We start from the raw sequence: 14238 nt of genomic DNA on the forward strand, positions 1-14238 counted from the left end.
AAGATGGTGGGTGTTCAGTCACGCATTTCTGGTCGTAAAGGCAATTCCCACATAAGCGAGGCCGGCGATCAGCAGCGCGATGCCGGCGATTGATCCCGAAGGCAGGTCACGGATCAGTGGCCATTTGAGTACAAGCGCTGCACTGGCCATCCAGGCGATGATCCCCGACAGGGTAAACCACCACCATCCGCCCTCGGGTCGGATCTTCAACGACATGGCGATCTGAAGAAAGCCATGAACAAAAACCACAATGGCAATCAGAAGCGTGATCGCCAGAGCGCCCTTGAGCGGATTGAGACAGATCATGATACCACCGACCAGCTCAACGACCCCGGACAATTCCTGCCAGACAAATCCGGCCCAGCTCTTCACCCATAATGACTGGATGATCTTGATGACGCCGATAGCCACCAGCACCAGTCCAAACACCGTACTGGCGGCAAATTCCGAAAAGACCGGCAATAGCAGGCAGAGCACCCCGCCCAGCAACAGCAGCATTCCCAGCAGCAGAAAGCCGCGCCATTTGCGCTGCTCGACGGTCCTGCGTTGCATTTTCAGCAGTTGGGGAACATTCATCCCTCAATCCTCACGGGGTTGAAAACGGACTGACTGCTTGCTGGTAAGATAGGATGGTCTGCTCATATGAACACGTTTGTATTTAAGAGTACAGAGCATAATATTGGCAAAGTTAATGCTGATGTGGCCAGTCACTCTCCTCAAGTTTTACCCAGCTGGTCGAAATTATGCTTGAGCGCAGGCTTAACTGGGCGACCAGCGCCTCCACAGCCCCATCCTCTTCTTTGCCGGTAAACAGGGTTGCCTCGACTTCCATGTCATCACTGCCTTCCAGACGATGGCTGCGAATGGCGTGGAAGCGCAGTTTTTTCAGATCCAGCGCCTGGATGAGCAAGGCGCGCACCGCGATTTCGCTTTCAGGAGGGCATCGGAACCGCACCCGGTAATATTGTTCGCTTTGCGGCGTGATGAAGGAATAGCGGTCCACCAGCGTCGCGATCTTGGGTAGCGAGAGATTGAGGCAGACAATGAAAAACGCAGTCTCAATCGCCAGGAACCAGAAGCCATAGCCGGTAAGCACGCCGACGGCGCCGGTACTCCAGATGGTTGCCGCCGTGCTCAGGCCCTTGACGCTGGCCCCGTCCTTGATGATGAGGCCAGCCCCCAGAAAGCCGATCCCGGTGACCACCTGCGCGCCCATGCGCGGATCGGCGACGATCCCCAGCGCGTGGGGAAGGGAGGCATAAGCGGCAGCGCCCAGTGCCACCAACCCGTGCGTGACAAGGCCGGAATGGCGTTGGCGCAGCTGTCGTTCCAGTCCGATAGCGGATCCGAGCAGCAGTGCCAGACAAAGATTGAGCATGATTGATTGCAGTGCGACAAGTTCGCTCATCAACGCTTTGCTTTCCTTTGACCCTTGCGCGCCCAACTGACTGGCTGCTGCGCATTGCGGTGCGGATAACAGGGGAAGGTCACCGGCAAGGCTGCAACGGACGGCGGCCTGCGATGAGACAATTTAACGGTATCTGGCAAGTCGACGGTTTGCGGCAGCAAGAAAGGATCCATGGTTGCTCCGACTTCACGAATGGCTGCGAGGACTTGGGACACCACAGTTGATTGGGACTTTATCCGAGCATAACAGCGCTGTCACAAATATCGTTTCATTATGATGCTTGTATTCTTCAAATTAAAGTTGTTTTATGAAGGAAATTTCGCAGGCATTCTTACCAGTATCGACTGAGGGGTCAGATAATATGGGTTTGCTCGGAATATTACTCGGCCTCGTTCTTCTTATGTGGTTTGCCTATCGCGGTTGGAGCGTGTTGATGCTTGCGCCGGCGGCAGCCTTGCTGGCGGCGCTGATTTCCGGCGAACCGCTGCTGGCCAACTGGACCACCACCTTCATGACCGGAACGGCGAATTTCGTGGCCCGCTGGTTTCCATTGTTTTTGCTGGGCGGCATTTTTGGCAAGCTGATGGATGACAGCGGATCGATCACCGCAATTGCCCATTCGCTGACCGAGCGGCTTGGTGTGAAGCGGACGATGCTGTCGGTCGTGCTGGCTTCGGCCGTGGTGACCTATGGCGGGGTCAGCGTGTTTGTCGCGTTTTTCGTGCTGGTTCCCATGGCGCGCGAGATGTTCAAGGCGGCCAATATACCGGCGCGGCTGATGCCGGCGGCGATTGGTCTGGGCGCATTCACCTTCACCATGTCGGCAATGCCAGGCACGCCTTCGACCAACAACGCCATCCCGATGCCCTATTTTGGCACCACGACCTTTGCCGCCCCCGGCTTGGGGATCATTGCCTCGATCATCACGCTGGCCTTTGGCATGTGGTGGTTGCAGCGCGCGGAGGCACGGGCGCGGCTTGCCGGCGAGAATTATGTCGACGAACCAAGTGAGGTGGAAATCACCGAGAAGCTCAGAGAGCAATCCACCCTGACCGGGGACTTCGATCCGGCCGAGCTCGACCACGGTGTCCGCGCCACCGACAAGCCGTCCTTCTTCGTGGCGCTGCTGCCGCTTCTGGTGGTGATCGTCGTCAATTTTCTGATGGCGCTGATCATTCTCCCCCGGCTGGATTTTTCTTTCCTGAGCCAACCGCCCTGGGGGATTGATGTCTCTTCGGCAATCGGGCTCTGGGCAGTGCTGATAGCGCTTGCGGCTGCGATCCTGACGCTGATCATCGCCAATTTTACCCGTTTGAAGGCCATCCGGGAAAGCCTGGATGCCGGAGCCAATTCCTCGGTTCTGCCAATCCTGACCATCGCCAGTCTTGTTGGCTTTGGTGCGGTGGTTGCGGCCATGCCGGCTTTCATGCTGGTGCGTGATGCGGTGCTTGAGGTCCCCGGCGGCCCGTTGGTGTCACTGGTGGTCGCCATGAACGCACTGGCGGCGCTGACCGGCACCGCCTCAGGCGGTATGGCGATCGCGCTCAATGCGCTGGGTGAACAATATATGCACCTTGCCAATCAATATGGCATTGACCCGGCCCTGATGCATCGCCTGACGGTGATCAGTGCCGGCACCTTGGATGCATTGCCGCATAATGGCACAGTGCTGCTGCTTTTGCAGATCAGCAAGCAGACCCATGCCTCAAGCTATTTCGACATGGTGATGACGGTGATTGTCGGGGTGATCATTTCGCTGGCTGCCGTCTTCATCCTGGGATCGATGTTTGGTTCGTTCTAACCTGTGTTTTTTTGTCGAAAGGACGCGACGATGAAAAGATCTTCGGTTCTTGCAACTCTTGTCCTCATGGTGACAAGCAGTCCTGCATTTGCACATTTGAACCCTGCAGAACACGGCTCGTTTGCTGCGGGCTTCACCCATCCGCTGACCGGCGCTGACCATATTCTGGCCATGGTGGTGGTGGGTCTTTGGGCCGCGATGCTGGGTGGGCGCGCGCTTTATGCGGTGCCGTTGAGTTTTGTCGGCGTGATGGTTCTGGGCTTTGTGGCAGCGCTGTCGGGATTGCCGTTGCCTTATGTGGAGCCAGTCATTCTTGCCTCGGTGATTGTGATAGGTCTGCTGGTGGCGCTGGCCTTTCACGCTTCCACCCGCAATGCCGCGCTGATCGTCGGTTTTTTCGCATTCTTCCATGGTTATGCCCATGGCGGTGAGATCGGCAGCGCGAGCTTCCTCTCCTATGCAACCGGCTTCGCGCTTGCCACCGCGCTGCTGCATGCCGCAGGGATTGCGGCCGGTCTTGCGCTGGGCAGTCTGGCGAAAGGAAAATCCGGGCAGCTTGCCGTCCGCATTGCCGGTTCGCTGGCAGCGTTAAGCGGGGTTTATCTCGCCATTGGATAAGGTGCGTCCGATTTCCCCGGCTTTTGCGCGACGCCAGCCCGACGCCGAGACTGGATCTGAGAGTAACCGTGAGGCAGGCGCGAGCCATGAACTGCCGCCCGCCTCGCCGTTGCATCTGCTGCGGCTGGTAAGCCCCAACCAGCCGGTGGGGGGCTTTTCCTATTCGCGTGGACTGGAATGGGCTGTTCATGCAGAGATCGTCACCGATGCCGCAAGCTGCGCCGCCTGGATCATCGGGCTGCTCAAACACAGCTATGCGACGCTTGATGGCGCCCTGTTCTGGCGGATGATGCAGGCGTTGCAGCGACAGGATAATGCCGAATTCGAGCGGTTGAATGACTGGCTCAGCGCCAGTCGCGAAAGCCATGAACTGGAACTGGAAGACCGGCGGATGGCAGAATCCCTGTTGTCACTGCTGCGCAGCTTGGACGGCGGGGGTGGGGAGCGGTTCAGCTTGACTGGCCATGCGAGCTATCCGGCAGCCTTTGCAATTGCCGCTTCTCATTGGGGCATTGCGCCATTTGATGCCTTGCGGGGTTTGATGTGGACAGTGGTGGAAAGTCAGGTGACCGCCGCGATCCGCCTGGTCCCGCTTGGCCACACGGCGGGTCAGCGCATTCTCATTGCGGCGGTTGACGCTATTGAGACTGCGGCGCAGAAGGCTGCCACCCTGAGCGAAGAGGATATTGGTAATATGGCGCCGACACTGGCGATGGCCAGTGCCTGGCACGAAACCCAATATAGCCGGCTATTCCGGTCTTAGGCGGTCGGCCTTGCGGAAGGCCGCGCGATTTTGCTCTGGTGTGGTTGCCTCGGCCGGCAGCACCGGTATCAGCGCCTTGAAGGCATATTGCCCCAGCAGCATGATCCAGGTGACGATGACGAAGGTCGAGGTGAGAACTGGCATGCCAATCGGCTTGAGAAAGATTGCAACCGATGCCCAGAGCCAAGTGGCGATCACGGCACCGAAGATTGCATAGAGGAAGCTGCTCCAGTTCAGCACGAGAAAGAAGCCGCCCAGGGCCATTGCGGTAAGCGCAGCATTATAGCCGAACAGCCCGTCGCGAATGGCGCCTTCCGGTCCCCCGAACAAAGCGGCCACCAGAGCACCGGTGCCGGCACCCAAAAGTCCCATCATCGCAGAGATGCGGGAATTAACGGCGATAGCGCAAAGGATGATGTAGCCGGTAATCCAGTTGTCCTGGAAGAAGATCTGCCCGATCGCTGTTCCGATCCCCATATACCAGGTCGGGAGCAGATAGGGCGCTGCGTAGGAGAATTGTTCCGGGGAGACCGGCTTTGCCATCGGGCCGGCATCGATGGCATCAAATTTCAGGATGGCAAACAGCAATAGCCAGCCAACCAGCACGAAGGGCATGGTCAGCGGGGCAACCTTATAGGGTGCCATCAGAGTTGCGATGGCTGCAAAGGCCATGGTGGAAAAGGCTGCGCCGCAGAGCAGATAGACCGCCATGGCCGGGGACGGCCAGGCACCTGCCTGAAAATCCGCACTGGTGAAGGCGACGAGCGCCAGCGCGACCAGACAACCATTGAAACCATAGAGCCCGTCGCGAACAAGCGCTCTATCGGCTTTGAGCAGCAGGGCGGTCGCCGTGCTGGCCACAACGCCTAAAAGGCAGATCACAGCGTAGATCCAGGAATTGAACACAATGCCCAGAAGAATGATCAGGCCCGAGAGCGGATTGTTCTGAAACACAACCTGGGAGATGCCGCGCAGGGTCCAGTCAACAAAGCGCAGAAAGGCATGATCGCTCAAACTTGCAGCCGGCATAGGATGTCCCCTCTTCCTCACCCTGTCCCCTTTTGTTAGAACAGGAAGTAACGCTGCGCCATCGGCAGGACGTCGGCCGGTTCGCAGCTGATGAGTTCCCCGTCCACCCGCACCTGATAGTTTTGCGGATCGACCTCCAGTTTTGGCGTCAGGCCATTATGGATCATATCCTTCTTGCGGATTGTCCTTATTCCCTTGACCGCGACCAGCTGCTTTTGCAGCTTGAGCTTTTCGCCAATCCCGTCATTGAGCGCCGCCTGCGACACGAAGGTAACGCCGGTCGAACCGATGGCCCGGCCCATGATCCCATACATTGGCCGGTAGTGAACCGGCTGCGGGGTTGAGATGGAGGCATTGGGATCGCCCATTGGTGCCATTGCAATCATCCCGCCCAGCATGACCAGGCTTGGTTTCACCCCGAAGAATTCGGGCTTCCACAAGACGAGGTCGGCTCTTTTTCCGACCGCCACGGAACCGATTTCATGGGCGAAGCCATGGGTGATGGCCGGGTTGATGGTGTATTTCGCGATATAGCGCTTGGCGCGAAAATTGTCGTTGCGGCTGCTGTCGGGATTGAGCGGGCCGCGCTGGACCTTCATTTTATGGGCGGTCTGCCAGCAGCGCAGCGTGGTTTCGCCGATCCGGCCCATGGCCTGGGAATCCGATGACATCATCGAGAAGACACCGAGATCATGGAGGATATCCTCGGCGGCGATGGTCTCGCGTCTGATCCGGGATTCCGCGAAGGCCACATCCTCGGGAATCTTGGGACTGAGGTGATGGCAGACCATCAGCATGTCGAGATGTTCGTCAACCGTATTGATCGTATAGGGCCGGGTTGGATTGGTGGAGGAGGGTAGAATGTTCTCTTCTCCCGCCGCTGTAATGATGTCTGGGGCATGACCGCCACCGGCGCCTTCGGTATGAAAGCTATGGATGGTGCGGCCTTTCATGGCAGCGAATGTGTCCTTGACAAAGCCGCTCTCATTGAGAGTATCGCTATGCAGGGCGACCTGAATATCTTCTTCGTCGGCGACGCTCAGACAGGTGTCGATCGCCGCAGGTGTGGTCCCCCAGTCCTCATGCAGCTTCAGACCAACTGCCCCGGCCCGGATCTGTTCGCGCAAGGGTTCGGGCATGCTCGCATTGCCTTTGCCGAGCAGGCCGACATTGATGGGCAGCGCTTCAATTGCCTCAAGCATGCGGTGGATCGCCCAGGGGCCGGCGGTAACGGTGGTGGCCAGTGTTCCCACAGTGGGACCGGCACCACCACCCACCAGAGTGGTGGTGCCGCTGGCCAGCGCCTCCTCTGCCTGTTGCGGGGCGATGAAATGAATATGGGTGTCGATGGCACCGGCGGTAAGGATCTTGCCTTCGCCGGCAATCACATCGGTGCCAGGACCGATCACAATATCAACACCGGGCTGAATGTCGGGATTGCCGGCCTTGCCGATACCGGTAATGCGGCCGCTTTTGATCCCCACATCGGCCTTGATGATCCCCCAATGATCCAGAATGATCACATTGGTAATGACCAGATCGGCGGTTTCGGCGGCCGGACGTTGCCCCTGGCCCATCCCGTCACGGATGACCTTGCCGCCACCAAATGTGACTTCCTCGCCATAGATGCAACGGTCTTCCTCGATTTCGATGATCAGTTCGGTATCCGCCAGGCGCAGTCGATCGCCGATGGTGGGACCGTAAAGTTCGGCATAGGCCTGTCTGGAAATACTTCCCATCTGTCCCTCCTAGAGCTTGCCATTGATCCTGGCATTGAAGCCATAGACCTCCCGATTGCCGTCGAGCGCCACCAGTTCGACCACCCGATCCTGTCCGGGTTCAAAACGCACGGCGGTCCCTGCGGGGATATTGAGCCGGAATCCGCGGCTGGCTTCACGGTCAAAGATCAGCGCCGCATTGGTTTCGTAGAAATGATAGTGGGAGCCGACCTGGATCGGTCTGTCACCGGTATTCTCAACCCGCAGGCTGCGAGTTTCACGGCCCGCATTGAGCGTAATCGACCCCTCTTCAATGAAGTATTCTCCGGGTATCATGCGACCCTCCTAGGGAATGGGGTTATGGACGGTGACCAGCTTGGTACCATCCGGGAAGGTGGCTTCGACCTGGATGTCATGGATCATCTCGGCAACACCCTCCATCACGTCATCGCGGGTGAGCAGCGTCGCACCGAACGACATCAGCTCCGCAACGGTCCTGCCGTCTCTTGCCCCTTCCAGGATTTCGGCCGAAATATAGGCCACGACTTCCGGATAGTTGAGCTTCAGTCCCCTCGCCTTGCGGCGCTCGGCAACCAAGGCTGCGGTAAAGATCAGCAGTTTATCCTTTTCGCGTGGCAGTAATTCCATCGGCTTACCCTCTCCAAACTAACTGATTCAAGTGGCCCAGATCCTGGGTGGGGCCGCCACCTTGCCGAGGCCGGCTTCCCGCAGGACTTCCCAGGCCTGCCGCAACAGCTGCTTGGCCTCGGACATGCGTCCGCCCAGATAGCGGCAGACGATCACCCGATCGAGCCGGCTGACCGAGAACAGGCTTGCGCTGTGGCCCGATTGCGCCACCCGAATGCGGTCAACCGCGTCCTCGTCGGCCGCTCCGGCATAGACCATGGTTGCGAGAATGGGTTGAGCGTTGAAGGCGAAGGCGGCGTCACTGGCAGCATCGCCGCCTTTCAGACAGAACTGCTCGAAAAAGATTGGCTTTTGATCGCGAAAGATTTCAAGGCGCTGGCGGACTTCACCTTGCTTAAAACGCTCGCCGCAGGCCGGCCGGCCCAGACAGACAATATCCCATCCCAGATAACGCGCGTCGCCCGTCAGGTTGACCCGGGTGCTGATTGCGGCACGGGCACCGTTGAAGACAATGGTTTCCTGCGGAAGATATTCGCATATGCCGCCCGCCCCGACTGTGATGTCGGTCGACTGGGTACTTTTTTGCTGTTGTGAACAATAGAACTTGGTGGCGCCCGGCGTCGTCAGCACGGTTCTGGAGCGATCCGCCAGATGACAGTGGATCGAGAGAATATCGCCGGCTGCGACCCCGCCGGGCGGATGCAAAAGATAGACATGTGCACTGCCATCCGCCTCCGGGTAGAATGGACGTTGCACAGCAAGCGGTCCCACATGCCGCCGCCGAACGAGCCGGGTGGAGGAAGTGTTGTGCTCGAACCACAGTTCGAGCTCGGCATGCCACCCTTTGCTCATCAACGACTGCTACTCCCATGGAGCTTAAGAACTTCGATGCGATTGGGATATGCGGCAAGAAAATGCTAAAAAAGCGAAAGTTGAATGACAATAACTCGACAATTTGTGTTGTACAAGCTTAATTGTAAGAGGATCTGAGCCTGTATCGGGAATTGATTGGGCCTGATTAAGTCTTGTCTTCTTCTCGTAACACTTTGAAGTTAGTGGAGGACCTATGCGCAAAGTGATAGCGATCCGACCTGGTTCCGAACTCAGTCGGGATAAAAGCATGACGGTGACCGGCAGGCTGTCGCTTGCCCATGATGGGCGGCATCTGCGTCGCAAGGCTGTTGAACTGACGGATGGAAGCCGGATTTTCCTTGATCTACCGCAGGCGGTTGTTCTGAGAAGCGGCGACGCGCTCGTTCTCGAGGATGGCGCGCTGGTGTTGGTCGAGGCTGCCAATGAAGCGCTTTATGAGATCACCGCATCAAGTCCGAAGGCGCTTAGCGAGCTTGCCTGGCACATCGGCAACAGGCACCTTCCAGCCGAAATCGCGCTTAAGCGGATATTGATCCTGCGGGATCATGTCATCAAGACCATGCTGGAAGGTCTTGGGGCACAGGTCACCGAGATTCTGGCACCGTTTAATCCCTTGCGCGGCGCCTATTCCGGCCAAGTGGGCGATCACGGTCATCACCCCGTGCATGATCACAGCGATAGTCACGGCCACAGCCATGAACATAAGCATGAACATAAGCATAAGCATGAGCATGAGCATGAGCATGAGCATGAGCATGAGCATGAGCGATCACGCTAACGCCTGTCAATTTGTCGAGGGAGGAGAGCTTTGATGGCTTCGAAAAATGGACCATTGCGCATTGGAATTGGCGGGCCGGTTGGCTCTGGAAAAACGACCTTGACCGAACATCTTTGCAAGGCATTGCGTGCGCATTATTCCATCGCGGTGATCACAAACGACATCTACACCAAGGAAGACGCCTTGATCCTGGCAAAGCGCCAGGCCTTGTCGGAAGACCGCATTTTGGGCGTGGAAACCGGTGGTTGTCCGCACACGGCGATCAGGGAGGATGCATCGATCAACCTACAGGCCATTGCCGAGATGAACCGAAAATTTCCGGATCTCGACATGGTGTTTATCGAGTCGGGCGGTGACAATCTTGCCGCCACTTTCTCGCCGGATCTTGCGGATCTCACCCTTTATGTGATTTCAGTCTGTCAGGGCGAGGAAATCCCGCGAAAGGGCGGCCCGGGCATAACACGATCGGACTTCCTCATCATCAACAAGAGCGATCTCGCGCCTTATGTGCATGTCGATCTCGATGTGATGCGGTCCGACGCGCAAAGGATGCGCGCCGGCAGACCCTTTGGCTTCACCGATCTCACGCGCGGAACCGGACTGGATCGGGTCATTGAGTTCATTGTCGAGGATGGTGGGCTGTCACGCTAACGGTTCTGCAGGCGATCGATCACCCGCACGGGCAGATGCAATGCGAGCGAGGCCTGTTCGAAAGCGCCCTGCCCGGCGGCAACGAAACTATCGTCCAGACCGGCATATTCGTCGGTGATGAGACGCCGCAGCAGGTGGCCCGATCCCAGCAGTTTGATCAGGGTGTTGGAACTTGCAAACAGGCTGTGGCCACCGCGGTCGACCTGAGAAATATCAAGCACCTGAATATTCTTGTTTTGCAGGAAGGCGATATCAAAGCCGCTGCCGATGCGCGGTGCGCCACCGGCCAGTCGCCGCGATATGTCGAGTGCGCGGTCGCGGCGCGACACCACGATTGTGAAGGGTTGCGGCAATTCATCAATGTCCTCGACCTGACTGCGGAACAGATCGGGGTCGATATCGGCCGCCGCCAGCAACACCCCGTTCATGCGCCGCAGCACGTCGTGGCGTTTGCCGATCGCCAATGTGCGTAACGCTTCCATGACCACCACCGCCCCCATTGAGTGCCCGACAAGGACGATGCCTCTTGCTTTGGTGCGGGCGGCGATTTCCAGGGTTTCGACCAAACCGCTGCGCGCGATGATGGCACTGTCACGGTCATAGAGATAACGGGTGAAGGAAGCGGCTGAGGCCCAGGCGAAATGGATCGGGACCGAATTGACGCCATAATCCTGGACAATCTGTGCGTTGCGGAACAGGCCCTCGGCAAAGTTGTTGTTATAGCCGTGTACGAATATGAAGATTTCGCGCTGTTCTGGCGCACGCTCGGCCAATTGCTGATTGAGCGTGCGGATCATTGCTGCGGGGTCGGCAATGGGCTGATAATCGGAGGCACGGAAATGGCTTTGAGGGTCCGGACGCACCGAAGAGGTTTCAACGTTGCCGGGGCGATGATTGCTGGGAATATGCACGCGGATGCTCGACAGATTGAGTGCCGGGGCCCGGGCTCGCGCATAGGCGATCGACGGCCTGTCATCACGTTGCCGCACGCTGGCAACATTCAGAGCTACGACGGCGGCGCTTTGGCCCGGGGGCGCGGGATGATCAAGCCCGGTGACCGCGCGGTTGCCGGCGCATCCGGTGACGATCAGCAGGAACAAGGCAACAATCAGGCGCTGCTTCAAACGGCGTCCCCTGCTTCAAGCGTGGCTATCGGGGTTGACTGTGCGATCGCATGACCGTGCAAGGACCGCGACCGCAATCTGCAGCCGCAGGGGCGAAAGCCTAAATCAGCTGCAGGCCGCCATTGCTGCTGTTGCGATGACGCGACCCCGTCCTGCGCACACTGTTTCGACCTGCCACCAAGTAGGTGCATCAGCGGCGCATTCTGAACGGGCGCGAATGGGTGATGCGTCCATCACGTGCCCTGATCGTGATGTCATAGCTTCGCCCCAGCCGGGTCGCCCGATAGAGGAAGTGGTTGCCACGACAGTCAAGGGTGCGGACGGTGTGAAACCCGCGCATGCGCAACAGTCTGCTGCCCTGGCTACAACCGATGCGGTGACCGCGATTAATGGTGGTGCCGACCTGTACGGAACGGCTCTGAGCAAAGGCCTGTGTGGTCGCAATCATCGCGTCGGAGGAAACAAAGACCATCATCAGAAGGGTGATAAAAAAAGCGCGCCACATCATTTTATCCTTCATGTGGGAACGGAGATTTTATGCGGGTCGATCAAAGGCAATCCGCCAGCAGATCATCATCCAGGCTGGCGAGAGAAAGGTTGGAGACGGTTTGGCGACCTAGCGGCAGCGGGCTTCGAAGAAGCGGCCGTTATGGTCACGGTAGCGGCAATACTGCACGCCATTGCGGGTTTGGGCGACACCAACCAATGTTCCGGCAGCAGCGCCGATTGCCGCGCCAGTGAGAGCGCCCCGTGCATTGCCGCCGATTGCTCCGCCGGCCAGAGCGCCGACCGCAGCGCCACCGACGCCATAGCCGGCCGTTCGCCTCTCATCAGTGGTGCAAGCTGTCAAGGAAAGGGCGATGACAGATGTCATCAATGCGCCTGCGATAGCCGTTCTCATCTCAATCTCCTCCCAATGTCGATGACCAGCCGTTAACAAATAGCATGAAACTGGGCTTTTGACATCCACGGATTTCGGCTGCGCGACGTGTGCTCGGCTGCGCGACGGGCGCCATCCTTCCTCACATCCGCCTTTGTCTTGCATGAAGGCTTTAGTGCCAGCTGTGTCCAAACGGGTTTTAACATCGCGTGGCTGCGGCGCCGGCTGTCAGTGCCGGCGTCTGAACCGATCCTGACCAGGCAGTCCGGAGAGACTTACGCCTGGTTGATCAGGTCTTGAACAGGGCCTTCAGGGTCGCGGGCTGACTGCGCAGATATTGCGGGGCTGCCGTGACCGTTGTACCGAGTACTGCGGCTGCATGCCATGGCCATCTTGGATCAAACAGGATGGTTCGAGCCAGGCCGATCAGGTCGGCATCGCCGGTGGCAATGATCGCCTCCGCCTGCGCCGGCTCGGTGATCAGGCCGACCGCGACCACCGGCATGGTAACAGCATCCTTGATCCGGCGTGCGAAAGGCACCTGATAGCTCGGAGCGAGCGGAATATCCTGGGTGATATGCAGGCCGCCAGTGGAAACGTTGAGTGCGTCGCAGCCACGCCGTTCCAGCGCCTGAGCAAAGGCAATGGTATCCTCAAGCATCCAGCCGCCCTGTGTCCAGTCGGTCGCCGACACCCGCACCGAAACAGCCTGTTCCTGCGGAAAAGCTGCACGCACCGCATCGAAGACTTCCAGGGGGAACCGCATACGGTTTTCAAGGCTGCCGCCATAATCATCATCGCGATGGTTGGAGAGGGGCGACAGGAAGGAATGCAGCAGATAGCCGTGCGCGGCGTGCAACTGGACCGCGTCAATGCCAAGCCGCGCGGCGCGCAGCGCAGCCCCGACGAAAGCATCGCGAATTTCATTCATCCGCGCGCGGCTTAAGGCCGTTGGCGCCGGGTCGTCGGGATTGAAGGCGATGGCGGAAGGGGCCTCTGGCTGCCAGCCATGTGGCTGATCCGCAGCGATCTGCCCGCCACCGAGCCACGGAAGATTGGTCGATGCCTTTCGGCCGGCATGGGCAAGCTGGATGGCGATCGGCATCGAAGTCCAGGCGCGAAACCCGTCGAGGACACGCTTCATCGCCGCTTCGGTGGCATCGTCATAGAGCCCGACATCGGCATAGCTGATCCGGCCTTCCGGCACGACGGCGGTTGCTTCGATGGTTAGCAGCGCTGCACCCGAGAGAGCCAACTGACCCAGATGAATGAGGTGCCAGTCGGTCATGCAGCCATCGACGGCTGAATAGGTGCACATAGGCGCGATGGTGATCCGGTTTTCCAATTCGAGATTGCGGATTCTTAAGGGCTTGAACAGATTTGATTGCGGCATGTCACGCACTTCTTGCTGGGGGAAAAGGAGGGGCTGCACTGCAGCGTCAAGGGCAGAGGGCCGGTCGCGATCACCGCGCGGCGTCGGTTCTGGGTCGGTATCTGGTATCGTTCAAGACATAACTACACCGCCAGAGCTATGCGTCAACACAGTCCTTTAGCACAGCCCATCGCTCTCTCGCTAAGAAAGCCATGCCGGGCCAACTCTCCCAATTTTCGCGTGCTGAAATCGAACGCGGGCGGCTTTTTTTTGGCACTGGCCGATCCGCTGAGTCGAAGGGCTTTGCCATTTTGGCCACCCTGCCCGATGCAGTCGAGCGCACTTGCGCATCCTTTGGCTTTCCGGTTGCCAAGCCCTCTCTCACCCATCATTTCAAGACATTGCGCGGCGCGGGATTAATCAGCCAGACCGACCATGAAACCAGCGGACCTCGATTGCGCAAGGCGGATATTAAGGCGCAGTTCCCCGAACTTCCGGCGCTGCTTGTTGGGGAACTGACAATGGCCGCTGCGGCCTCACGCCCTGCTGAGCGCTGATCACCTAGAAGTCCAACG

Annotated in this window: 17 protein-coding genes; 6 read left to right on the forward strand and 11 right to left on the reverse strand. The window is 58.6% G+C overall.

From position 1 onward, the window contains the following. Positions 1 to 18 precede the first annotated feature (18 nt). Complete coding sequence (locus tag CEV34_RS20255) at positions 19 to 576, reverse strand: HdeD family acid-resistance protein (protein WP_094544375.1); 558 nt, start codon at positions 574 to 576, stop codon at positions 19 to 21. 112 nt (positions 577 to 688) lie between these two features. After that, positions 689 to 1408: an MgtC/SapB family protein gene (locus CEV34_RS20260; protein WP_007880730.1), complete on the reverse strand. Its 720-nt coding sequence runs from the start codon at positions 1406 to 1408 to the stop codon at positions 689 to 691. Positions 1409 to 1769: 361 nt separating this feature from the next. On the opposite strand from CEV34_RS20260, the gene CEV34_RS20265 reads away from it, so the two are divergent. The 3 genes from CEV34_RS20265 to CEV34_RS20275 are packed head-to-tail and all read left to right on the forward strand — an operon-like array spanning position 1770 to position 4590. Continuing rightward, entirely contained in the window at positions 1770 to 3209 is a 1440-nt protein-coding gene (locus CEV34_RS20265) for a GntP family permease (protein WP_007880732.1), read from the forward strand. A gap of 30 nt (positions 3210 to 3239) precedes the next feature. Further along, positions 3240 to 3827, forward strand: coding sequence for a HupE/UreJ family protein (locus CEV34_RS20270; protein ID WP_007880733.1), 588 nt, complete (start codon positions 3240 to 3242; stop codon positions 3825 to 3827). Further along, the gene (locus CEV34_RS20275; RefSeq protein ID WP_007880735.1) at positions 3820 to 4590 is read left to right on the forward strand and encodes an urease accessory protein UreF; all 771 of its coding nucleotides are present in this window, start codon (positions 3820 to 3822) and stop codon (positions 4588 to 4590) included. The genes CEV34_RS20270 and CEV34_RS20275 overlap by 8 nt, the downstream gene beginning before the upstream one ends. Here CEV34_RS20275 and CEV34_RS20280 read toward each other — a convergent pair. Genes CEV34_RS20280 through CEV34_RS20300 form a run of 5 tightly spaced genes read right to left on the reverse strand, consistent with a single transcriptional unit; the run spans position 4576 to position 8837 of the window. Further along, positions 4576 to 5619, reverse strand: a complete 1044-nt coding sequence (locus CEV34_RS20280; RefSeq protein WP_007880736.1) for an urea transporter — start codon at positions 5617 to 5619, stop codon at positions 4576 to 4578. The two genes, CEV34_RS20275 and CEV34_RS20280, sit on opposite strands and share 15 nt — an antisense overlap. 35 nt (positions 5620 to 5654) lie before the next feature. Continuing rightward, entirely contained in the window at positions 5655 to 7358 is a 1704-nt protein-coding gene (gene ureC, locus CEV34_RS20285; RefSeq protein WP_007880737.1) for an urease subunit alpha, read from the reverse strand. A 9-nt stretch (positions 7359 to 7367) separates the two neighbouring features. Then, positions 7368 to 7673, reverse strand: coding sequence for an urease subunit beta (locus tag CEV34_RS20290; protein WP_007880738.1), 306 nt, complete (start codon positions 7671 to 7673; stop codon positions 7368 to 7370). Positions 7674 to 7682: 9 nt separating this feature from the next. Beyond that, positions 7683 to 7985: an urease subunit gamma gene (ureA, locus tag CEV34_RS20295; protein ID WP_007880740.1), complete on the reverse strand. Its 303-nt coding sequence runs from the start codon at positions 7983 to 7985 to the stop codon at positions 7683 to 7685. 27 nt (positions 7986 to 8012) lie between these two features. Continuing rightward, the gene (locus CEV34_RS20300; RefSeq protein WP_007880742.1) at positions 8013 to 8837 is read right to left on the reverse strand and encodes an urease accessory protein UreD; all 825 of its coding nucleotides are present in this window, start codon (positions 8835 to 8837) and stop codon (positions 8013 to 8015) included. Positions 8838 to 9051: 214 nt separating this feature from the next. Here CEV34_RS20300 and CEV34_RS20305 point away from each other — a divergent pair, with 214 nt between their 5' ends. Next, positions 9052 to 9636, forward strand: coding sequence for an urease accessory protein UreE (locus CEV34_RS20305; RefSeq protein WP_039861108.1), 585 nt, complete (start codon positions 9052 to 9054; stop codon positions 9634 to 9636). A 33-nt stretch (positions 9637 to 9669) separates the two neighbouring features. Further along, on the forward strand, positions 9670 to 10287 hold the full coding sequence (ureG, locus tag CEV34_RS20310) for an urease accessory protein UreG (protein WP_007880752.1): 618 nt from the start codon (positions 9670 to 9672) through the stop codon (positions 10285 to 10287). Here ureG and CEV34_RS20315 read toward each other — a convergent pair. The 4 genes from CEV34_RS20315 to CEV34_RS20330 form a co-directional block, all read right to left on the reverse strand. Beyond that, positions 10284 to 11411, reverse strand: a complete 1128-nt coding sequence (locus CEV34_RS20315; protein WP_007880753.1) for an alpha/beta hydrolase — start codon at positions 11409 to 11411, stop codon at positions 10284 to 10286. The two genes, ureG and CEV34_RS20315, sit on opposite strands and share 4 nt — an antisense overlap. Positions 11412 to 11601: 190 nt before the next feature. Further along, entirely contained in the window at positions 11602 to 11916 is a 315-nt protein-coding gene (locus CEV34_RS20320) for a hypothetical protein (RefSeq protein ID WP_007880755.1), read from the reverse strand. Between the two features lie 111 nt (positions 11917 to 12027). Further along, the gene (locus tag CEV34_RS20325; RefSeq protein ID WP_094544376.1) at positions 12028 to 12312 is read right to left on the reverse strand and encodes a glycine zipper domain-containing protein; all 285 of its coding nucleotides are present in this window, start codon (positions 12310 to 12312) and stop codon (positions 12028 to 12030) included. Positions 12313 to 12580: 268 nt separating this feature from the next. Further along, entirely contained in the window at positions 12581 to 13684 is a 1104-nt protein-coding gene (locus tag CEV34_RS20330; RefSeq protein ID WP_094544377.1) for an NADH:flavin oxidoreductase/NADH oxidase, read from the reverse strand. A gap of 191 nt (positions 13685 to 13875) precedes the next feature. Between CEV34_RS20330 and CEV34_RS20335 the strand changes: the two genes are divergently transcribed. Further along, positions 13876 to 14220 (forward strand): hypothetical protein, encoded by a 345-nt coding sequence (locus CEV34_RS20335; RefSeq protein WP_094544378.1) that lies wholly within the window; start codon positions 13876 to 13878, stop codon positions 14218 to 14220. The last annotated feature ends 18 nt before the right edge of the window (positions 14221 to 14238 follow it).

The organism is Brucella pseudogrignonensis (genome assembly GCF_002252525.1).
Lineage (GTDB): Bacteria > Pseudomonadota > Alphaproteobacteria > Rhizobiales > Rhizobiaceae > Brucella > Brucella pseudogrignonensis.